Here is a 22,999-nt window from a genome sequence, read left to right on the forward strand (position 1 = left end):
CTTTTTTGCATATACCTTAATTTGAATGAAAGATTTGAATTAAAATAGCTGTTTAAGATTGTTATTTAGCTAGTTGTATATTATGATTGTAAAGGAAACAAGTTACTAGTAAATACAAATCAGAGGAGCGTTTAAATGGCTATACTCGTTACAGGTGGTGCCGGATACATCGGAAGCCACACAACCGTAGAATTATTAAATGCAGGCTATGAAGTCGTGATAGTAGACGACTATTCAAATAGTAAACCAGAAGTATTAAATCGTATCAAAGAAATTACTGGAAAAGCCTTTAGTTTCCATGAAGTGAACATCCTAGACAAGCCAGCACTTGAAAAAGTCTTCCAAGCTTATGACCTGGAAGCTGTGATTCATTTTGCGGGTTATAAAGCGGTGGGCGAATCAGTTGCGAAGCCGTTAAAATATTACCATAACAACTTGACTGGGACGTTTGTCTTAGCTGAATTGATGGCACAGTATAACGTTAAGAAGATCGTCTTTAGTTCTTCTGCGACGGTTTATGGGATGAATAATACATCGCCACTAACAGAAGACTTGCCATTAAGTACCACAAATCCTTATGGGACGACGAAAATGATGATTGAACAAATTTTACAAGACGTTTATAAAGCCGATAATACGTGGAGTATCGCTTTATTGCGTTACTTCAACCCAATTGGTGCACATGAGAGTGGCCGGATTGGTGAAGATCCAAATGGGATTCCCAATAACCTAATGCCTTTTATCACACAAGTTGCCGTTGGGAAACGTGAAAAGTTAAGCATCTTTGGCGACGATTATGACACACCAGATGGTACAGGCGTACGGGATTACATTCATGTTGTCGACTTAGCTAAAGGCCACTTAAAAGCTGTTGAAAAAGTTCTAGAGACAGAAGAAATCCAAGCCTATAACTTAGGTACAGGTATGGGCTATAGTGTTTTAGATGTTGTCAACAATTTTGAAGAAGCAACCGGTCAAAAAGTTCCTTATATAATCATGGAGAGACGTCCAGGAGATATTGGAACGTGCTATTCAGACGCGACAAAAGCAGCTAAAGAATTGCATTGGACAGCAACGCATGATTTAAAAGAAATGTGTCGCGATTCATGGAAATGGCAATCAGAAAATCCAAAAGGCTACGAATAAATAAGCAACTATTAAAATAGAAAAAAGGCGTTGGCAACTTGTCAACTGCTTTTTTTACATAAGATAATCATTGGAGGAGCTTACATGCAAAAAGTTAGAAAAGCTGTTATTCCAGCAGCCGGATTAGGAACACGTTTTTTACCTGCAACAAAAGCAATGGCTAAAGAAATGCTGCCGATTGTGGATAAACCAACGATTCAATTTATCGTAGAAGAAGCGATTGAATCAGGGATCGAAGAAATACTGGTTGTGACAGGGAGAGCTAAGCGCTCGATTGAAGATCATTTTGATTCAAACTTTGAATTAGAACAAAATCTTATAAGTAAAGAAAAATGGGACTTATTAAAGCTAATAGAGAGTACCACTAAAATTAAATTGCATTTTATTCGTCAGTCTTATCCTAAAGGGTTAGGCGACGCGGTCTTACATGCAAAAAGTTTTGTAGGGAACGAACCGTTTATTGTTTTGCTAGGTGATGATATGATGAAAGACGACGTACCCTTAACAAAGCAATTGATGAACCGCTACGAAGAAACTGGCTCGTCAGTACTAGCAACAATGCGTGTACCTTATGAAGAAACATCAAAGTATGGCATTGTTGACCCAGCTAAAAAGCTAGCAGAAGGATTGTATGAGGTTAAGCAGTTTGTTGAAAAGCCGAATGTGGAAGATGCGCCAAGTGATTTGGCTATTATTGGACGTTATTTATTAACTCCTGAAATTTTTGAGCTGTTAGAAAAACAAGAACCAGGTGCGGGTAATGAAGTCCAATTAACTGATGCGATAGAAGCTTTGAATAAAACACAAAAAGTGTTGGCTCATGAATACAAAGGCATTCGCTATGATGTTGGAGATAAATTCGGTTATATGACAACAAGTATAGAATATGGCTTAGAACACCCTGAAGTAAAAGATAACCTAAAACAATACTTGATTCAACTAAGCAAAGAATTACGAGAAACAAAATAAAAAATAAAGCATAACCAACGTTTAATGGGTTATGCTTTGCTTTTTAAGGTATCTAGCTGAAGAAATTTCTAGAGAAAGGACGTATTCAGATGAAAAAAATAAAAGTCATGACGGTTTTTGGAACCCGACCGGAAGCAATTAAAATGGCACCAGTCGTTTTAGAATTGAAGCGGCGTTCAGACCAATTTGAATCAGTTGTTGTAGTAACCGCTCAACACCGACAAATGCTTGATCAAGTGTTAGCTATTTTTGCTATTCAACCAGATTACGATTTAGATGTGATGAAGGAGCGACAAACATTGGCTCAAATTACAGCGAATGTCTTAATAGGGATGGAAGACGTGATGAAAAAAGAACGGCCCGATATAGTTTTAGTCCATGGGGATACAACGACCACTTTTGCAGCAGGATTATCCGCTTTTTACAATCAAATAAAAGTTGGTCATGTAGAAGCAGGACTTAGGACATGGAATAAGCAATCGCCTTTTCCAGAAGAAATGAATCGCCAAGTGACCGATGTTTTATCTGATCTTTATTTTGCTCCGACTAAAGAAAGTGCCGCGAATCTTTTAAAAGAGAATCATCCCAAAGAGCATGTCTATATCACAGGGAATACAGCGATTGATGCGTTAAAAGAAACGATTCAAACAAACTACCGTCATGAAGTTTTAGATAAATTGACGGATGGGAATCGTTTAATTTTGATGACGATGCACCGTAGAGAAAATCAAGGAAAACCGATGGAACGGGTCTTTAAGGCTGTTCGAAAAGTTGTTGATGCTTACCCCGATATCGAAGTGGTTTATCCCGTTCATTTAAATCCTGTCGTGCAAGAATTAGCAGCTAAAGAATTAGGCAATCATCCGCGCATTCATCTGATTAACCCCTTAGATGTGATTGACTTTCATAACATTGCGGCTAAAAGTTACTTTATTATGAGTGATTCAGGTGGAGTCCAAGAAGAAGCACCATCATTAGGTGTGCCGGTATTGGTATTGAGAGAGACCACTGAACGTCCAGAAGGCGTTGCTGCTGGGACCTTGAAACTAGTCGGAACAAAAACGGAAGATGTCTTAGATGCCATGAAACAAGTGTTAGACGATTCTGAGACACATAAAAAAATGGCAGCAGCAAAAAATCCTTATGGCGATGGAATAGCCGCTGAGCGTATTTTAGATGTTTTAGCATATGAATTAGGCCAAAATAGTGAAAGGCCAGAAAATTTTAAGAACAAATAAAGAAGGATCAGAACAGACTAAAAAGGAAATTTTTAGCCTGTTCTAGAATTAAATAACAAAAAAACTAAGTATTATGTTATAATTAAGGAGTCCTAATTTTAAAAGAATAGAGTAAGAATTAAAAAGATTTTGTAGGAGGAAATAATGGAAGAAGAAATTAGCTTAGCGGAATTGTTCGCTACTTTAAAGAAAAGAAAAATCATGATTGCAAGTGTCGGATTAGTGATGCTATTAGTAGCAGCCATCTTCACTTTCTTTATTGCAACGCCACAATATAGTTCAACAGCTCAAATATTAGTCAATCGCAAAACAGAATCTACTGAAGGGATTCAGTTAACGGATATCAACACAAACGTACAGATGATTAATACATATAAAGATATTATCAAAGGGCCAGTTATTTTAGATCCTGTCAGTAAAAAGTTGGCATCTGATTTAACCCCTGCTCAACTATCAGAAAAGATTGAAATTTTAACTCAAGATAACTCACAAGTCTTCTCTTTAAAGGTGACTGATGTTAATCCTGTTACGGCAGCTGAAATAGCGAATGAAGTAACGACGACTTTCCAAAATGAAATTGGCAGTATTATGAACGTTGAAAATGTCACGATTATTTCTGAAGCTATCCCAAATGAAAATCAAATTTCGCCTAACAATCCTCTAAACTTAGTCATTGGTTTATTGGTTGGCCTAATGCTTGGTGTTGGGGTGGCCTTTTTACTAGAGTTTATGGATAAATCAATTCGTGATGAGCGTTTTATCACAGAAGAAGTCGGTTGGCCAATTCTAGGTAGCGTTTCTGAAATGACACGTGATGAATTAGCAACTAAACTGGAGACGTTTAAACAAAAAAATAGGAAAAGAACTCAGAGTAGAGTCTAAGAGGTGAAAAGATGTTTAAAAAAACAACAAAAAAAACAACTGTCGAACGTCCTAGTTTAATTACCCTAACTCGACCGAGTTCGGTTATAGCAGAACAATTTAGAACAATTCGGACAAACATTCAATTTTCAATGGTTGATAATGAGTTGAGAACACTAGTGGTAACGTCAGCTGCTCCAGGAGCAGGGAAATCAACGGTTTCTGCTAACTTAGCCGTTACGATGGCGATGCAAGGCAAGCGTGTTTTATTAGTAGATGCAGACATGCGTAAACCCACCGTTCATAAAACATTTGAATTGCCTAACCAAAATGGTTTAACGACGTTACTAACAGAAAAAAATATTGAAATTAAAGAGATCGCTCACCGTATGCCAACCGAAGGGTTATACGTGATTACAAGTGGTGCTATTCCACCGAATCCTTCAGAACTCTTAGCTTCCAATCGAATGACGGCACTTATTAAAGAACTAGAAGAAGTTTTTGATTTAATAATTTTTGATACACCTCCAGTTATTGCCGTGACGGATGCACAAGTTATGGCAGCTAGAGTAGATGGAACACTTTTTGTTATTGATAAAGGTGTTGCAAATAAAGAAATGGTAAAAAAATCAAAAGAATTATTGGATATTGTGAAAGCTAATGTAATTGGTGTAATCTTTAATCGTGTAGAATTGTCATCCGATAATTACTATCATTATTACGGAGAATAGGAGAGAGTCAAATGATTGATTTGCATTGTCATATTTTACCAGGCATCGATGATGGTGCAAAAACGATGGACGAATCTATTGTAATGGCTCGTTTAGCTGTTGCTGAAGGAATCACTCATATCCTTGCTACCCCTCACTATAAAAATGGCCGTTGGACAAATGAAAAGGACACGATTATACAAGGTGTTCAGCTTGTGCAAAAAGAGTTAGACGATAGAGAGATTGCCTTGACGCTGTTTCCAGGGCAAGAAGTCCGGATTGTTGGCGAGTTGATGCAAGATATTGCAGAAAATAGGATTCAATTTATTGATGAAGACAACCAGTACCTTATGATTGAGTTCCCGACTGCGACAATACCCGCATATACGGACTCTTTATTTTTTAATTTAAAAAAAACAGGTGTCACGCCAATTATTGTCCATCCAGAACGAAACCATGCGTTACTTAAAGATCCAAATATTCTCCTTAGTTTGATTCAAAAAGGAGCTTTAGCGCAATTAACAGCAGGAAGCTATGTGGGGACTTTTGGGAAAAAAATCCAACAGTTCAGCAAACAATTAATCGCTGCGAATTTAGTTCATTTGATTGCCTCCGATGCACATAATATAACAACGCGCTCTTTTCATATGAAGGATGCTTATCGAAAGTTAGAAAAAGAGTTTGGTAAAGAAACAGTCATGAATTTTAAACAAGTAACGAAGGACTTAATTAATGGTGAAATGATTAGTCCCTCTTTACCAAATGAGATTAAAAAATCAAAATTTTTAGGCTTATTTTGATAAAGAAAGAAGGGATAATAATGAGTAGAACAATAAAAAGAATTATCTTAATCGGTTATGACAGTATGGCTATTGTGTTATCAGCTATTATGGCCTATTACTTTTTAAATCCATATATAGGACTATCCTTTGAGAACCTATCGATACTCGTTGCACTAATTATTTTTATCTATCTAGCATTAGCGGTCTATTTTAATTTATTTTCAAAAATTAATCGCTTTATGAGCATTAAAGAGTCACTTACCATCGGACTATGTGTATCGATTGCTTACGTTTTATCGGCTAGTATCTACTTAATCATGGGACAAACGGTTAGCTTTCGATTTATCTTATTGGGTTATCTCTTTTCGGTAGCTTTGATTATGGGAAGTCGAGTCGGTTGGCGTATTTATCATGAACACCATTACCGTAAGTTGAATGCCCATCGAATCGAACGCCAAGTTCCAACCCTAGTTATCGGTGCAGGTCATGGTGGCAGTATTTTAATCAGAAGTCTAAAAAGAAGCGATACAGACGTTAAATTAGTCGGGCTATTAGATGATGATTTATCCAAACACAATCTGCTGTTATATGATGTCCGTGTCTTAGGTCAGATAGCCGATATTCCGTTATTAGTGAAACAATATCGTGTAGAACAAGTAACGATTGCGATACCCTCATTAGATCCTAAAGAATACGAGCGTATTTTAGATTTATGTAACCAAGCAGATGTAGCGGTTAATCAGATGCCTTCTATTGAAGATGTCTTGCAGGGCAAATTATCGGTTAGTCAGTTTAGGGAAATCGATGTGGTCGATTTGTTGGGACGTGCAGAAGTGAAATTAGATATGAAACAAATTTCAACTAAATTAGTCGGCAAAACGATTTTAGTTAGTGGTGCCGGTGGATCAATTGGTTCCGAAATTTGTCGTCAAATAGCGCGTTTCTCACCAGCACGAATTATTTTATTGGGCCATGGTGAAAACTCTATCTACTTGATTGATAAAGAATTGAAGAATGCATTTGGGAAAACGATTGAGATTGTTCCTATTATCGCAGATATTCGTGACCGTAAACGGATCTTTCATATTATGAAAGACTATAAACCAGCAAGAGTTTATCATGCAGCAGCGCATAAGCATGTGCCGATGATGGAATACAATCCACGTGAAGCGGTAAAAAATAATATCTATGGAACGAAAAATATGGCGGAAGCAGCAAAAGCTGCTGGAGTTGATAGTTTCGTGATCATCTCAACGGACAAAGCGGTTAATCCTCCGAACGTGATGGGGGCAACCAAACGTATCTCTGAAATGATTGTGACTGGTTTAAACGAACCAGGTAAAACGAAGTTCGCAGCGGTGCGTTTTGGAAATGTCTTAGGCAGTCGTGGAAGTGTTGTCCAACTATTCAAAGAACAAATTAGGAACGGTGGGCCTGTAACGGTGACCGATTTTCGAATGACACGTTACTTTATGACCATTCCGGAAGCGAGTCGTTTAGTTATCCAAGCAGGAGCTTTAGCCCAAGGTGGCGAAATTTTTATTCTAGATATGGGTGAACCGGTTAAAATATATGACTTAGCTAAAAAAGTAGTCAAGTTAAGTGGCCTTACAGAAAAAGAAATTCAAATCACTGAAACGGGTATTCGACCAGGTGAAAAACTATATGAAGAATTAATGGTGGATAGTGAAAAAACCAAAGAACAAGTTTTCGAGAAGATATTTGTTGGAAAAGTAACAGATATGACTGTCGATACAGTAATGGAATTCGTGGAACATTTAGATAATTGTACAATTGAGGAACTAAGAACTGAGATTATTGAGTTTGCGAATGAGAAAACAGAAGTTGAATCTGAAGTAGATAAAAGTTATTCTTATCAAGGAAATCAATTAGTGGGGGTGCAAGAATAACAAGCAATATACTAGATTCAATGATATAGGAGTATAAAAAGTGATACAAAATACTGATAACTATAAGAAATTTTTTAGCATAAATTGTAGAGCAGTATATTTTTACTGAGGAGATAATAGAGAGGTGTTTTCTAAAATATGACATATAATGAAAATAATAAATTAAATTACATTTATTTTAAAAGAACAATCGATATTTTTGTCTCATCAATTGGACTGATACTGACATCCCCTATTCTGTTAATTACTGCAGTGGCAATAAGAAGTAATACACCTGGACCGATTATTTTCAAACAAAAACGCTTAGGTCTTCATGGAAGAACGTTTGAGATATACAAATTTAGGTCCATGGGTATGAATGCGGAGAAAGGTGGTGTCTACGAAAAAAAAAATGATTTGAGAGTCACAAGTGTAGGAAAGTTTATTCGCAAAACAAGTATCGATGAACTACCTCAATTCGTGAATATTCTTAAAGGAGAAATGTCTCTTATTGGACCTAGGCCCGCTTTAATGTATCACCCTTGGAACTATGATAAATATAGTGAAGAACAGAAAAGAATGTTTTCTGTGAAACCTGGAGTAACCGGTTGGGCACAAATTAATGGTAGAAAAGATGTAGAGTGGCCTAAAAGAATTGAACTGAACGTGGAGTATGTAGATAATCTATCATTAAAATTTGATACGATGATTTTTTTCAAGACTATTTTAAAAGTTGTGAAAATGGAAAATAATTTAAACGTGAACGAAACGGCTACAAAACAAAAAGAAGTAAAATGAAATAGATAAAATACAATATATTAGGAGGGTGCCAGATTGTCTTTGAAGTTAATGTATATAACTGATGATACACAGATAGCTCAAATAGCAGAAAAAAGCGGCGTTGACCTGATTTTTGTTGACCTTGAAATTAATGGTAAAGATGAGAGGCAGGCCCATTTAGATACAGTTATTTCTCGGCATCAAATTGAAGATGTAAAAAAAATAAAAGATGTATTAAAGATAGCAAAATTATTAGTCAGAGTTAATCCACTATGTGAAGAATCTAAGGCAGAGATTGAAAGAGTTATTAATGATGGTGCTGATATCATCATGCTTCCTTTTTTTAAGACAAAAGAAGAGGTAAATACCTTTGTTCGCTACGTAGATAACCGTGCTGAGGTTATGCTCCTTTTAGAAACACCTGAAGCTGTCGGAAATCTGGATGAAATTCTAGCTGTTGATGGTATTGATTATGTGCATATTGGTCTAAACGATTTGCATATTGGATATAAGATGCAGTTTATGTTCGAGCTCTTAGCAGATGGAACTGTTGATAAGATATGTGAAAAAATAGAAAAAAAAGGTATTCAGTATGGGTTTGGTGGAATTGCAAGATTAGGTCAAGGAGAACTTGCATCAGAATATGTCATGGGAGAACATTATAGATTAAACTCATCTATGGCAATTCTTTCTAGAAGTTTTTATAATACAAATAAGGTTCCGGGACCAGACAAAGCAAAACAAGTATTTGATAAAGGTGTTTCTGAAATAAGAAATTATGAACTAGAACTAATAAAAAAAGATAGAAACTTTTTTGAAGAAAATAGAGTAACTGTAAAAAATAAAATAATAGCTATAACTAATCGGAAACAAACTGTTTCAAGTGGCAAATGATGCTACTTCCAATTACTAGTCTCAATTTTTGGGAATCATATCTAAAAAAAACTACGAATTTTTGTATGTATTAAAAGTGATCTCTAGATTCGAAGATATCTATTTAGATAGATCAGCGAAAGATCAATTAATAAAGGTGTACGAAGAAAAGAACAGACATAAAAAACAAACAAAAGATGTTTTAAAAATATATTTCATTATACTTCAATATAGTAAATCTACTCTCGGTTCTTTACTTAATAATTCAATCAAGAAGTTTATTGTCATGAAGACTAAATACATTACCAAATAAGAGTTTGGATAATCTAATAGCCGGTGTAAATCTAATGTATAAGTACAAAAAATAGTTTAATTCGTCTAATAAATATATTAGTTTTAAAAAGCTATAGCCTAAAAACTGATCAGGCAAAAAAATATTTAAATAGACATATAAGATAAATATTTTATTAGTAAAAGAATTTGAAATCTGAACTATAATATTAAAAGGATGGAGTTAAAAAATATGGTGAATCGTGTAAATAAAATTATTAAAGATTATTCAAAGCAACTAGTTACAACTGCTCAAAGTGTAAATAAAATAAATAGTAAGAATAAAATTTCTATAATTATAGATCAAGTATACTGTACATTAAAATATGGATCTAGCCCAAACAATTACTTAAACTTTTAGTTTTATGCATTAAATTCATCTAAAAGAAATAGTTATGTTACACATAGGGTCAGCGAAAATATGATTAAAAGATATAATAATGATGCATATAGAGAAATATTTGAAGACAAAAGTAAGTTTGCAGAAGTGTTTCAAGAATACTTTGGTAGAGAATGGATTTCACTAAAAGAATTAAATTATGATAAGTTCTTAGAATTTATTAAGGATAAAGAGATGTTTATCTATAAGCCCATAAATTCAGCACAAGGACAAGGTATTAAAAAAATAGAAACTAAGCAATTTCAAAGTAGTAGAAACCTATATGACTATATTAAAGATACTTATAAAGAAAATGGCATTATAGAAGATTGGATCACACAGCATCAAGAAGTATCAAATTTATACAGCAAATCAGTTAATCCAGTTAGGATTGTATCAGTTAACAAAAATGGGAGATTTAATATTGTAGCTGCCGGCTTAACCATAGGTAATGGTAGGGATATCCAAATGTTTGTTTGAACGATTTAGTATGTCCAATTGATATTAATACGGGCTTATTAAAATTTTCGGCAGAAGACGGTAATGGGCAAACCTACGAAAAACATCCGATTACGGGTGAAATTATAAAAGGATTTAAAATTCCATTTTGGAAAGAAATTATAAAGTTAGTCTATGAAGCATCTTTGGTCGTCCCTGAGGTCGGCTATGTTGGATGGGATATAGCAATAACCCCTGATAAAGCAATTATTATAGAAGGCAATACCTCCCCAGGATATAAATTTTATCAATTACCCAATCATTTACCAAATGGAGTTGGTAATAAAGAAATTTATGAAAAAAACAATTGATTTCGATAGCAAAAAACTATGTTGGTTAATTTCGTGAAATACTAATTAATATACTGAAAAAGAATGATTATGTAATATGTACGTCTGTAATAACTATTTATGGCTCTTGACTTACCTTATGATTTTGCGTACTTATTGAAAAATAAAACTTTGTCTATAATAGGTTTAATAGTCTTTATTCCAGCGAAGAACTGAATTTTATATTCTAGTATCTTAGCTGGGATTTATTCACAACATTTTATCAACTGTATATTTTTACGAACTTCTATATCTTAGATAAGATTAGTAATATAAATGAAGTGAAAAAAGTATGGCATGATGATTCCCTGAGACAAGATAGCATGAAAAAAGCTTAAAAGGAAAAGATAACAAGTTCTGTAAGAAATAGACCGATTATAAAAGATGAAATTAGGAATTAGGAGGTGGGTTTAGATGATAAAGTTGTTGTTAACAGGTGCTTTTAAATACAGTCAAGAACAGCTTGATAACCTAGAAGGTTTGGGCTATGAAATTATATTTATTCAAGACGAGAGAGTATCAATCAATATTGATGTATCTAATATTGAAGTAGTCGTATGCAATAGTTTATTCCTTTATAACAATATTAGTAAATTTAAAAATCTGAAAGTTATCCAACTTACGAGTGCCGGAATGGATAGAGTACCACTAGATTACATAAATAAAAATAAAATAAAAGTGTTTAATGCAAATGATGTTTATAGTATACCAATAGCAGAGTGGGTTGTACTCAAGGTTTTGGAAACATACAAGATGAGTAAATTTTTCTATAAAAATCAAGAAATACATGAATGGACTAAGCGTAGAGACTTATTGGAGTTAACAAATAAAACAGCTTCAATCATTGGTTTTGGTAATGTCGGGCGGGAAGTAGCGAAGCGGCTTAAAGCATTTGGTGTGAAAATAATAGGCGTTGATAGAAAAGAAATAGAATCTGAGTATTTTGATGAGTGTATCTTGATTAAAGATAGCGACAAAGCGCTAGAAAAGTCAGATATTATTATTTTGACCTTGCCCTTAACTAAAGAAACTCGTAGTTTCATTAATAAAGATACGATCAAAATGATGAAAGACAATGTTGTCCTTGTGAATGTAGCCCGTGGTGGCTTAATAAACGAAGCTGAATTAATAACTGCACTTAATGAAGGTAAATTTTTAGGTGTTGCTTTAGATGTATTTCAAGAGGAACCTCTCAGAGAGAGTCGTTTATGGGATTTCGAGAATGTTATTATAACACCACATAATTCATTTGTTTCAGATAGGATTGATGACAGGTTATTTAATTTGATAGCTGAAAATTTAAATTCTAATTTAATACATATAGTTTAAAGGAGATAAACCGTGGTGAATGTAGCAGATAACATGAAAAATATCTTAGAGGAATATCCAAATTATCAAGAGACACTCTTTACTAAGGGCTACTTGATCACAAGTAACTTATTTAAAGAATTAGATTTATATCCTTTTTACAATAATTGGAATAAAGAAGAATGTGGTACATTTAATAATGGAATGCCTGTAAACATTTATTACCATAAGCAGCAAGACTATCATGTATATGAAGAAAATGGAATAACGGCCGCTATTATTGGACATGCTTACAATCCATTTGATATGAAGTATAAAGAAGTAGAAATACTAAAAGACTGCATACAGGAATATAAAAAGAATGAAGAAGCATTTTTGGAAAAGATAAGTGAGTTAACAGGTATCCATATAATTGTTATAAATGATAACGGAAACTTAATAGTTCTCCAAGATTGTGCGGGTATGAAAGCCTGTTATTATGGGATAGCCAAAGATGATGTTTGCATAACCTCACATCCTCAGTTAGTGGGAGATATTTATAATTTAGAAATAGATGCTAATGTAAATGAGCTGATGCAAAAATGGTTTTTTTCTTTAACAGGAAGATATCTTCCTGGAGATTTATCTCCATATAAGTTACTTAAAAGACTAGGGCCCAATACATTAATACGATATTCAGAAGATTTTAAATTAGAAAGATTTTATCCTACTGAAAGACATCCGGAGCTAAGCGAGGACGAATATGAAGAATCATTAAATCTAATAGCAAAGGTACTGAAAAATAATATAGAGTTGTGTACCTTAAAATGGGATGTTCCAGCTATTTCGCTTTCAGGTGGGATGGATAGTAAGACAACACTAGCTAGTGCGAATGGGTTTTATGATAAATATAAGTATTATAGTTTTCATTCTAAACCCCAAGAAATAGAGGATGCAGATGCAGCACATGAGATTTGCCGAGAAATACGCGTTGAACATGACATATATGCTATTCCTGAAAGAAATGAAGATATTCAAGACTTTGAGATTCTTAAAAAAATAATACTGCATAATGCTTCTTATATAGATAATCCTAAAGATAATGAGATTAGAAAATTTATCTATTTAAGTAGATTAAATGATTTTGATGTTGAATTGAAATCTTGGGTATCAGAAATAGGAAGAGCCATGTGGGGGAAAAAATATAGTGTTAGCTTACCAGAAACTTTAACGCCAAGACATTTTACAATTTTTCAAACAAGATACTTTGGATCGCCTAAACTGTTAAGACATTCAGATAGAAGTTACGAAGATTATCTTCAAAGAATAAATCTTACCCAGCCTATCTATAACTACGAACATGCTGATTTATTTTACTGGGAATTTAGATTTGGTTCATGGGGAAGCAATGTTGCAACAACCCAAGATATTTCGAGACACATGGTTACAATGCCTATGAATAATCGTAAGTTAATGGATATGTTTTTGTGGTTTCCGCATGAGTATAGAAAAAAAGATATGGTTAACCGAAAAGTTATTAAAATATCTAATAATGAGATAGCGAAATTAGATATTAATGTTGATAATATGTATTTGAGAGGTAAAAGAGTTTTCATTGAAAAAATTTATTATCATTATAGAACTTTTTTTTATAGAAGTAAGTGATAGATTTATGTTTAAATTAACCATTTTATAAAGAGGAAATAAGTCAAGTCCATAATCCTGTGTAAAAATTCTAGTATAAGGTCTGAGCCGACCCCCGAAAGTTAGACCTGGAAAATCTAAACTTAGGGGGTTTTTGTATGGCAAAATATAGTTTCGAATTTAAGCTAACGGTTGTTAAGAGTTATTTAGATGGAGCTGGTGGATACAAGTTTTTGGCTAAAAAATATGGTATCCCAGGAAAAAGTGGATCCCAACTCAAAATATGGGTCGCTAATTATAGACAATTCGGTGAGGATGGGCTAATCAGAAGTAAAAAAGACAATCATTATTCTGTTCAATTCAAGATAGATACGATAGAGTTGTATCTAACTACTGAGATATCCTATCAGCAGCTTGCATTGAAGCTCAAGATAAACAACCCATCCTTAATCGCTAATTGGGTAAGGGCATTTCATGCCGAAGGCATTGAAGGACTCTCAAAACCGAAGGGACGTCCGGCTAAAATGAAAAATAAAAACACTAACCAACTAAATAAAAACAGCCCTATTAAATCTACTGATAAAAATTCAGAACGGATCAAAGAGCTTGAGAATCAAGTATTATCTTTAGAAATTCAAAATGCTTTTTTAAAAGAATTGCGGAGTCTGCAGACCGAGGAAAACCAAAATCAAACGAACCAACTGCAAAAATTATCTACAGACTCCGAGAAAAATTCCAATTAAAAGATATCTTAATGACTATTGATTATCCTAAATCAACCTACATGTATTGGCAAAAACGTTTTAAACAGAAGGATCCAGATACAGAGTTAAAGCAACTTATATTAGAAATACGGGACCAACACAAAGATTACGGTTACCGTCGTATAAAGGCAGAATTAAGAAATCGTGGTTTCGTTGTAAATAAAAAGAGAATTCAACGCATTATGCAGGAACTAAACTTACAAGTTACTTCTTTTTCTCGTAAATCACGTAAGTATAGCTCCTACAAAGGAACGGTTGGAAAAGTTACTCCTAATCGTATCAGCCGCAGATTTGATACAACTATCCCCTATCAAAAGATAACGACGGATACAACAGAATTTAAGTATTACGAAAATGATCCATCTGGGAATCTGCAGATAAAAAAATTATACCTTGATCCTTTTATGGACATGTATAATAAGGAGATAGTCAGCTATAAAATCACAAAACAACCGAATGGTATCACTATTATGGAGGCTTTAGCCGATGCTATTAAAGCAACTGAAAAGTGTCCATTTAGACGAACTTTCCATTCTGATCAGGGTTGGGCATACCAAATGAAGGCCTACGGCGCTGAGCTGAGAAAAGATAATATATTCCAAAGTATGTCTAGAAAAGGGAATTGTCTTGATAATTCTCCAATAGAAAATTTCTTTGGACTACTAAAACAGGAAATGTATTATGGAAATGTTTTTCATAGTTATAGAGAGCTGGAACAAGAAATCATCAAATATATTCACTATTATAATCACGATCGCATAAAAGAGAAGTTAAATTGGATGAGCCCAGTTCATTATCGGGAACATCATTTCTCTCCTTCTCTAGTAGCTTAAAAGCAAAAAAATAGAGTAGATTTCTCTACTCTAAATAAAGTCCAACTTTTTGGGGTCACTATAGTCACATTAAATATTGGTTATCTTTTTTTAAGTCTGATCTATTTGTAGTTTGTAGCTACTAAAACTGGATATATCTTTGGGATGAACCAATCCACTCTTCATTCTTATCCATTAGAACCGCGCCAACCAATCGGTCAGCCGAAGCAAAACTTGGGAAAATACGGATTGTCTTCTTACGACAACGAACTTCTTGGTTGAGTCGTTCAATTAAGTTGGTACTTTTTAATCGAGAGTGGACCTGCTCCATTACTGCGTACTGGAAGGCATATTTAAAACCGAGATCTAATTTTTCGCCGCTCTGGCTAAATCGATATTGGTGAATCTGAAGACGGCTTTTAAAGAATCTCTAAAGGGCTTAGATTTTTTTAGGAATGCTTTCTAGGATATTTCTCATGAAATGGACCTGACATCTTTGCCAAGAAAGCCCGGCAAAGGATTGACGAATAATCGTAACTAGACCTGGGTGAGTGTCTGAAATGAAGAGCTGTATTCCGCTCAATCCACGTTGTTTCAAGTACTCAAAGAATGTAGTCCATATTTCTACGCTCTCTTCATTTTGAATCATGAAGCCAATAATCTCACGCTCGCCTTCTTAAGTGATTCCCAAAGCGATATGGCAACTTTTTAGAAAAAATGCGGAGATCTTCTCGAACCTTGATATACAAGACTTCAATCATTAAGGATGACTATCTAGAATCCGATTTTGTCATTCAGATATGAGTGGATTGAGCTGTTTAGTTATGCTGGAAACAAATGATTTGGATACAGTCTTTCCTTATAGTTCCTCTACGATTTGAGAGACCTTGCGCGTAGAGAGGCTAGAAACGTAAATCTCTGCTATTGAAGCCATCAGGGCTTTCTCATTTCGTTGATATCGCTCAAATATATTCGGAGAAAATTTTCCGTCACGGGTCTGTGGTATCTTTAAATCAAATGTTTCAAGTATTTAGTAATTTACTAGCTGAATTCGATAATTAGTAACCTTATAAAAATAATAATATAAGATAGTAGGTGAAAAAAATTAAAAAAATATTATTGACTGCGACAGTACTAAGCCATATTGCTCAATTCCATAAACCTCTAATTAACATGTTGAAAGAAAATGATTATGAGGTGCATGTGGCTGCAAGAGATAACTTGATAGAGAAAAATGGACTTCAGCTTAATGAACCAGATAAAATTTACGATATATCACTCGATAGATCCCCACTGAGCAAGAATAATATTACGGCTTTTATGCAATTGAATAAGATTCTTTCCAATAATCACTATGATATCATACATTGCAATACTCCTATGGGAGGTGTGATTACAAGATTAGCAGCTATTAAATATCGTAAAAGCGGAACAAAAATATTTTATACTGTACATGGATTTCATTTTTATAAAGGAGCACCTATGAAAAATTGGATAGTTTTTTATCCAGTAGAGAAATTCTTATCAAGATATACAGATAAGTTAATTACTATATCCAAAGAAGATTATGATTTTGCTAAAAAGAATAAATTTAAAACAAAAATTGAACACATTCATGGAGTTGGTGTAAATTCGGATAAATATTTTTCGCCATCAAATGAGATAATACAGAAATTAAGATTGGAAACAGGCTATTTGATGAAAGACTTTATTTGTATCTGTACAGGAGAATTAAATGATAATAAAAACCAAATATCACTATTACGAGCCGTACCAGCAATTTTGAAAAAAATTCCAAATTTTAAATTGATTTTAGCTGGAAATGGTCCAAAACAAATCTATTTACAAGGATTTATTTCAGAGATGCAACTAGATAACTATGTTAAAATGATTGGTTATGTTAAAGATTTAGAACAATATGTAATGATGAGCGATATTGCTGTTTCCTCTAGCTTAAGAGAAGGTCTAGGACTTAATTTAATTGAAGCAATGCTATGCGCAAAACCGGTTATTGGTTCTGAAAATAGAGGTCATAAAGAGCTCATTACACATATGGTAAGTGGATTTCTCGTTAGTCCTACAATCAGTGAAGAATATGTTGAGGCAATTATTAAGATATACAGAAATCTAGATTTGAAATCTAATATGGGTAAGAATGCTATTATATATTCCCAAAAATATTCAAAGGAAAATGTTGTTAAAGAACTACAAAAAATATATGAATTAAATCAATAAAAATTAGTTGCTTGAGGAGGTATAATAAGTGAATGGTGATAATAGACCTAAAATTTTGATAATTTCTGATGCAACCTGGTCAGATGATAATAACATTGGCAATACTTTTTCAAATTTATTTAGAGACTGGCCTAAGGATAAAATAGGAATGATTTATGCTAGATCAGACTTGCCTAATACAGATATTTGCGATGAGTTTTTTCAGATATCAGAAAGTAGATTAATCAAACGTTTTTTTAATTTTAATATTAAAACTGGTAAAAATATCAAAAATATTTCCTTGAAAAAGATTGAAAAAAAAAACATAGAGATGGATGAAGTGTCCGGAAAAAACTTATATAATTTTTTTTTAAAATATAGATGGAATATTTTTTTAACAGCCAGAGAAATATTATGGAAAGTTGGAAACTGGAAAACAAAAGAATTAGATGGGTTTATTGATGATTTTAGTCCTGAAATAGTTTTATCTTTAGGATGTCCTAATGAGTACATGAATAACTTACAACAGTATGTCATAACTAAATCTAGAGCTAAGTCAATAATTTATTTTGTTGATGACGTATATTCAAGTAAAAGATTTAATTTATCTCCTATATTTTGGTTTAATAGAAGACTTAGAAGACGGGAAATACGTAAAACGGTCAGTATGTGCGATTTAGTATACACAATTATTGATAAGCAAAAGAAAGAGTATGATGACTTATTTGGCGTCAATAGTAAAATTTTAAATAAAGGTGGAAATTTTTTAAATAAGCTAATAATTAAGAAAAACTTAAGTACGCCAATCAAAATAGTATATACAGGTAATATAACTTCCGGTAGATGGCGGACTTTGGTTAAAATCGGTGAGGCTTTAGATAAAATTAATAAAAATAAAATCAAAGCTATACTTGAAATTTACACTAAGAATGAATTATATGGAAAGATAGAAAAAGCTTTTGAAAAAATTGCTAGTGTAGAATTTAAAGGAGGTCTAAATGTAGAACAAGTAAAAGATATACAGAATAGTGCAGATATTTTACTTCATGTAGAATCAATTAAATTGAAAGAAAAGTTAGAAACAAGGCTATCTTTTTCTACAAAAATAGTTGATTACTTTGAACGTGGAAAATGTATTTTAGCTATTGGGTGGGCAGAATCTGCTTCTATTGAATATATAAAAAAAAATCAAGCTGGGTTTGTTATTGAGGATGTAAGTAACATCGAAGTAGAGTTAGGAAAATTAATAAATAATCCCGAGTTAATACGAGACTATGGCAATAAAGGTAGAAATTGTGGATTTAATCATCACCAAATAAATAAAATTAAAGAAAGTATGTTGCATGATTTTAAAAATTTATTAACTCATTAATGTTTATGCTTATATATATTTGCATCAAGTGGCTAACTTAAAATAATAAGAATATTAGATTCAATAAAAAAACGTCTAAAATAAGAAGATAAATCTAATAACGATGAGCAAGATGTTATGATATTGATAATATTTGTTTATTATATAAAAGGAATTGAAATGAATGCATATCTTACAAATAAATGCAGTTAGTGAAATTCGCTCAACTGGTCGCTTCATCAAAGAACTAGATGAATATCTTATTCGAAATGAATATAAAAGTAGTGTAGCATTTTCGGAAGGAATACTTAATAGTAGGGGATACAAAATTGGAACAAAATTGGAAAAAAAAATTCATGGGCTTTGTTCAAGAATAACTGGATTACAAGGATACTTTTCAAAAAATGGGACTAGAAAATTATTAAATCATATTAATAAAATAAATCCTGATATTGTTCATATACATAATTTGCATAGTAATTTTATTAACATGCCTATGCTTTTTAAGTACCTAGCTAAAAACGATATAGCCACTGTTATCACGCTTCATGATTGCTGGTTTTATACAGGTGGACATACTCATTATGTTACAGATAATTTTTATGATTGGGAAACTGGATTTTTTAAAAAAAATCGGAATAAAAAATTGACAGGTAATAAAAGCTGGTTTTTTGATCAGAGCGAAAAAATATTTAATGATCAAAAAAAATGGTTTATGAATATTCCAAGACTAACTTTTGTGGGCGTATCAGGATGGATAACTGAAGAAGCCAAAAAATCAGAAGTTGCTCAAGGATCAACTATACAAACTATTCATAATTGGATTGATATTGAGACTTTCAGACCAACTAATAATACTGATATCAGAGATGAACTAAATATTCAATTTGAATTTATTATTCTTGGAGTAGCTAGCGCATGGACTAATAAAAAAGGACTTGATAATTTTATTGAGCTGTCAAAAAATATCAAAGATGATGAATGTGTTATATTAATAGGAAAAGTTGATAAGCATATTAATTTACCAGACAATATAATTAACGTTCCAGAAACGCATAACGTTAATAAATTAGTAGCCTATTATTCGTTAGCTGATGTATTTATAAATTTATCACTTGAAGAATCGTTTGGTAAAGTTACAGCAGAGGCATTATCATGTGGTACTCCTGCTATAAGTATAGATTCTACCGCTAATGCAGAAATAATAGGGGAAGGGTGTGGATATATCATTAAAGATTGGAATCTTAATGATATATTAAGTAAAATAGATATAATAAGATTTGATGGAAAATATACATACACTGATAATTGTATAAAATTTATAAGAGAAAAATTTGACTCTAAAGAAAAATTAAAAAAATATAAACAATTGTATGAAAATATAATCTTAAAATAAGATTACAAGGGAGAATAATTATGACTATAATTATTGGGTATATAGCTATAGTAGGTATGTCAAGAATTATTTCACCTAATAAAAAATTTTTTTCACTAATTGCAAGTTTTTCATTACTTATTATAGCGGCCTTTAGGTCCATAGAATTTGGATCTGATACGATAGGATATGTTAAGGCATATCAAGAATTAGAGTATAAATCTTTATCTATTTTAATAAAAGAATTTTTATTTGGAAATGGAAAAGATCCTGTTTTTTATATTTTTTCAAAACTTATCAATATGAGTGGAGCAAATTTCCGAATCTGGTTACTTATACTCTCTGGAATATTTATATTTTCGGTAGAAAGAACTATTAGAAAATACTCTCCCTACCCTTATCTTAGCTATGTTGCTATAATTTCTTTGGGATATTTCTTTTTCTCTTTAACAGGGTTAAGGCAAACCCTCGCGCTATCGCTGATCTTACTTTCGTATCCATTTTTAAAAGAAAAAAAGAAACTCCCATTTATAGTTATCGTTTTTATAGCTTCTCTATTTCATTCCTCTGCTTTAGTTTTTTTATTTAGTTATCCTCTGGCGAATATGAGACTTGGGTATAAACATATTCTAGGGCTTGGCGCATCGCTATTTATTTCTGTTTTTTTTAGTGACTATATAAGGTATTTTGTTAAAATATTTAGTTGGACAGAAACGCTATCAAGTTATGCACTTCAAGAAGCTAAATTATCTTATTCTGGATTTATTATCCAGTTATCTATATTACTTTTTTGCGTAATCTTCAAAGAAAGATTAATCAAAGAGGATACAAAAAATTTAATATTATATAATTTGCTGTTTATAGGACTCATATTTCAATCTTTTGCGCCAGTAATTGCAGAGTTTTTTAGAATTAGTATGTATTTTTCTATATTTAGTATAATATTAGTTCCAAGAGCTATTAATGTTGTGAAAGACAAAAATTTAAGAGTACTTGTATATTTTATAATATTTATTCTTTTTGTTTCTTATATATTATGGACAAATAGTTTTTATAGTTATAATTTTTTGGATTAATCTTTACTAATAAAGACCTCATATATATATTACGCATTTTTAAAAATATCTCATTTAAAAAAATATCTTTAAGATAGTTAATATTAAATAGTCATATTTTTTTATAAACCAATCTATTTGGTTCTGTTTTAACTGTATGCTTACTTCCTGTAATATTATACTTTCACGTAATTTTAAATTAGGCTTTTAGATTTCTTTTATAAAGACAAGATAATCTTAACTTAAACATAAGAAATTTTTTCTATCATTAGTTGAATTCTACAAGATATTATGTTTATTATTCAACTGATCATAACCTGTCTACTTTTTATTCATAAAAATAGAATAGATAAAGTCACTAGTGTTGCATAAACATAGCTTAATTTGACCTCATTTCTTGTTTTTCTGAAAAAAGGCAAAAAAAGGGAGTGCTTACGCAAAAGATGACTATTTCCAGAAAATTTTGCTTATTCAACTGATTCCATTACCAACGGACACCCTTTCTTTAAGGATCTAAGTCGGTATCAAAAGATTAAACCATTCTTCTGCCGGTTGAAATAACAGATAACGAAAAAATCGTTTGATTTGGAAAACAGACTGTTTACTTTTTGTTTTTAACTTAATCAAATAGGTTAATAAACTGGCAATCATGGCTAAAATCAGCTGATTGACAACCCCTTTTTCACTTCTCGAAAAAAACTTTTTAATCGTCATATGTTGTTTAATATGCTTGAAGAACAGCTCTATTTGCCAACGTGCTTTGTACATTTCTGCAATGTCAGTAGAGGAGCAGTCAAAACGATTGGTAATAAACTGGAGAGTTTTCCCCTTTTTATCTTGAACGGTTACTAAACGAAATCTGGACGTTAGATGGTTCTGAGCACCTAATGCGACCATTTGGTCGCTGATAACGGACTCACTCTTGGAAGTTACTAATGGTTCTAAAACATGAACTTTTGTATTCTTTTTGATTCTTGTCACAAAGAAGTAGCCCTGCGAGTGCATCGTATCTAATCGTTCAAAATCAAGGTAACCGCGATCAAACACATAAGTCGCTTCAGGTTGATTAACCAATACTTCTAACTGATTTGTATCGTGCTCGACGGCGTTAGTCAGTCTAAATTCATCTGGGTAAAGATGTTCATTATCCATAAAGCAGAGTTTTAAGTGAAGCTTAACTCCTGATGTTGTTTTACGAAAATCAGCCCATTGATAAAGGTTTTGGTTAAGTGAAAACGTCGAAGAATCAATTAGGTAGAGACTATTTCGTTTCGTTACGGGCCTTTTATTTTTAGCCTGACTAACCAGCTGACTAAAAATGGCTAAAAGAATCTCTGAATCTATTTTTGAGAGAGTTCTAGAGAGCTGAGAATAACTGATACTAGTCATACCCATTTCTTTTTGAAGTTCTTTCGAAACAAAAGCCGCATCCATCTCTCTAAGACTTTCTTTTTCGTCATTGATTCCATGAAGAAAAAGTTGAAGAGCTTGGAAGAAACTAAGTTTCTTATGGTATTTATCAAAGTCAACAATCTTTTTTTGAATAGGGCTTGGTAAAAGATTTAGCTTAATGGAAGAAAAACATTTATTAAAAGCAGAATTTGTTTTATACTTATCCATGTGTTAGGTCCTTTTTATTGGTCTTGGATGAGTCATCTGAGTTCAGTATAAAGGACTTTTTTGCATATTGGAATAATATAAACAAATTTGTGA

21 protein-coding genes and 1 pseudogene are annotated in these 22,999 nt (G+C 32.6%); 19 read left to right on the top strand and 3 right to left on the bottom strand.

Annotation, left to right across the window (positions count from 1 at the left end; all coding sequences use genetic code 11):
- The first annotated feature begins 135 nt into the window (after positions 1-135).
- From galE to B9Y54_RS12815, 15 genes are all read left to right on the top strand, one after another.
- A complete protein-coding gene (galE, locus tag B9Y54_RS07635) occupies positions 136-1,146 on the top strand; it encodes a UDP-glucose 4-epimerase GalE (protein WP_085559708.1) in 1,011 nt (336 codons plus the stop codon).
- A gap of 84 nt (positions 1,147-1,230) precedes the next feature.
- Positions 1,231-2,115: a UTP--glucose-1-phosphate uridylyltransferase GalU gene (gene galU / locus B9Y54_RS07640; RefSeq protein ID WP_085559709.1), complete on the top strand. Its 885-nt coding sequence runs from the start codon at positions 1,231-1,233 to the stop codon at positions 2,113-2,115.
- An 89-nt stretch (positions 2,116-2,204) separates the two neighbouring features.
- Complete coding sequence (wecB, locus tag B9Y54_RS07645) at positions 2,205-3,353, top strand: non-hydrolyzing UDP-N-acetylglucosamine 2-epimerase (RefSeq protein ID WP_085559710.1); 1,149 nt, start codon at positions 2,205-2,207, stop codon at positions 3,351-3,353.
- A gap of 144 nt (positions 3,354-3,497) precedes the next feature.
- Entirely contained in the window at positions 3,498-4,235 is a 738-nt protein-coding gene (locus B9Y54_RS07650) for a YveK family protein (protein ID WP_085559711.1), read from the top strand.
- An 11-nt stretch (positions 4,236-4,246) separates the two neighbouring features.
- On the top strand, positions 4,247-4,945 hold the full coding sequence (locus B9Y54_RS07655; RefSeq protein WP_085559712.1) for a CpsD/CapB family tyrosine-protein kinase: 699 nt from the start codon (positions 4,247-4,249) through the stop codon (positions 4,943-4,945).
- 11 nt (positions 4,946-4,956) lie between these two features.
- The gene (locus B9Y54_RS07660) at positions 4,957-5,724 is read left to right on the top strand and encodes a tyrosine-protein phosphatase (protein ID WP_085559713.1); all 768 of its coding nucleotides are present in this window, start codon (positions 4,957-4,959) and stop codon (positions 5,722-5,724) included.
- A 20-nt stretch (positions 5,725-5,744) separates the two neighbouring features.
- A complete protein-coding gene (locus B9Y54_RS07665) occupies positions 5,745-7,616 on the top strand; it encodes a polysaccharide biosynthesis protein (RefSeq protein WP_085559714.1) in 1,872 nt (623 codons plus the stop codon).
- Between the two features lie 138 nt (positions 7,617-7,754).
- A complete protein-coding gene (locus tag B9Y54_RS07670; RefSeq protein ID WP_085559715.1) occupies positions 7,755-8,393 on the top strand; it encodes a sugar transferase in 639 nt (212 codons plus the stop codon).
- A gap of 36 nt (positions 8,394-8,429) precedes the next feature.
- A complete protein-coding gene (locus B9Y54_RS07675; protein ID WP_085559716.1) occupies positions 8,430-9,269 on the top strand; it encodes an aldolase/citrate lyase family protein in 840 nt (279 codons plus the stop codon).
- Between the two features lie 730 nt (positions 9,270-9,999).
- On the top strand, positions 10,000-10,437 hold the full coding sequence (locus B9Y54_RS12945) for a sugar-transfer associated ATP-grasp domain-containing protein (RefSeq protein WP_085559717.1): 438 nt from the start codon (positions 10,000-10,002) through the stop codon (positions 10,435-10,437).
- Positions 10,434-10,766, top strand: a complete 333-nt coding sequence (locus tag B9Y54_RS12950; RefSeq protein ID WP_085559718.1) for a sugar-transfer associated ATP-grasp domain-containing protein — start codon at positions 10,434-10,436, stop codon at positions 10,764-10,766. Before B9Y54_RS12945 ends, B9Y54_RS12950 begins: the two co-directional genes overlap by 4 nt.
- Positions 10,767-11,198: 432 nt before the next feature.
- On the top strand, positions 11,199-12,113 hold the full coding sequence (locus B9Y54_RS07690) for an NAD(P)-dependent oxidoreductase (RefSeq protein ID WP_085559719.1): 915 nt from the start codon (positions 11,199-11,201) through the stop codon (positions 12,111-12,113).
- Positions 12,114-12,128: 15 nt separating this feature from the next.
- Positions 12,129-13,736 carry an asparagine synthase-related protein gene (locus B9Y54_RS07695; protein ID WP_143062517.1) on the top strand — a complete coding sequence of 536 codons (1,608 nt, stop codon included), beginning with the start codon at positions 12,129-12,131 and terminating at the stop codon, positions 13,734-13,736.
- A gap of 137 nt (positions 13,737-13,873) precedes the next feature.
- Positions 13,874-14,458, top strand: a complete 585-nt coding sequence (locus B9Y54_RS12810; protein WP_234987777.1) for a helix-turn-helix domain-containing protein — start codon at positions 13,874-13,876, stop codon at positions 14,456-14,458.
- Positions 14,428-15,312 carry an IS3 family transposase gene (locus B9Y54_RS12815; protein WP_234987927.1) on the top strand — a complete coding sequence of 295 codons (885 nt, stop codon included), beginning with the start codon at positions 14,428-14,430 and terminating at the stop codon, positions 15,310-15,312. The genes B9Y54_RS12810 and B9Y54_RS12815 overlap by 31 nt, the downstream gene beginning before the upstream one ends.
- A gap of 121 nt (positions 15,313-15,433) precedes the next feature.
- Here B9Y54_RS12815 and B9Y54_RS12820 read toward each other — a convergent pair.
- Together B9Y54_RS12820 and B9Y54_RS12955 are read right to left on the bottom strand one after the other, a co-directional pair.
- Positions 15,434-15,955 (bottom strand): annotated as a pseudogene (locus B9Y54_RS12820) (transposase); the annotation flags it as partial.
- Positions 15,956-16,150: 195 nt separating this feature from the next.
- Positions 16,151-16,321, bottom strand: coding sequence for a transposase (locus B9Y54_RS12955; RefSeq protein ID WP_085560546.1), 171 nt, complete (start codon positions 16,319-16,321; stop codon positions 16,151-16,153).
- Positions 16,322-16,386: 65 nt separating this feature from the next.
- Here B9Y54_RS12955 and B9Y54_RS07720 point away from each other — a divergent pair, with 65 nt between their 5' ends.
- The 4 genes from B9Y54_RS07720 (at position 16,387) to B9Y54_RS07735 (ending at position 21,307) form a co-directional block, all read left to right on the top strand.
- The gene (locus B9Y54_RS07720) at positions 16,387-17,526 is read left to right on the top strand and encodes a glycosyltransferase family 4 protein (RefSeq protein ID WP_200805364.1); all 1,140 of its coding nucleotides are present in this window, start codon (positions 16,387-16,389) and stop codon (positions 17,524-17,526) included.
- Between the two features lie 28 nt (positions 17,527-17,554).
- Positions 17,555-18,877 carry a glycosyltransferase family protein gene (locus B9Y54_RS07725; RefSeq protein ID WP_085559723.1) on the top strand — a complete coding sequence of 441 codons (1,323 nt, stop codon included), beginning with the start codon at positions 17,555-17,557 and terminating at the stop codon, positions 18,875-18,877.
- 163 nt (positions 18,878-19,040) lie between these two features.
- Positions 19,041-20,252: a glycosyltransferase gene (locus B9Y54_RS07730; RefSeq protein ID WP_085559724.1), complete on the top strand. Its 1,212-nt coding sequence runs from the start codon at positions 19,041-19,043 to the stop codon at positions 20,250-20,252.
- A 20-nt stretch (positions 20,253-20,272) separates the two neighbouring features.
- Positions 20,273-21,307: an EpsG family protein gene (locus tag B9Y54_RS07735; RefSeq protein ID WP_085559725.1), complete on the top strand. Its 1,035-nt coding sequence runs from the start codon at positions 20,273-20,275 to the stop codon at positions 21,305-21,307.
- Positions 21,308-21,799: 492 nt separating this feature from the next.
- Here the strand turns inward: B9Y54_RS07735 and B9Y54_RS07740 are convergent, their stop codons facing one another.
- Positions 21,800-22,906 (bottom strand): IS4 family transposase, encoded by a 1,107-nt coding sequence (locus B9Y54_RS07740; protein ID WP_085559726.1) that lies wholly within the window; start codon positions 22,904-22,906, stop codon positions 21,800-21,802.
- Positions 22,907-22,999: the final 93 nt, after the last annotated feature.

Source organism: Carnobacterium iners (assembly GCF_900177385.1).
GTDB lineage: Bacteria > Bacillota > Bacilli > Lactobacillales > Carnobacteriaceae > Carnobacterium_A > Carnobacterium_A iners.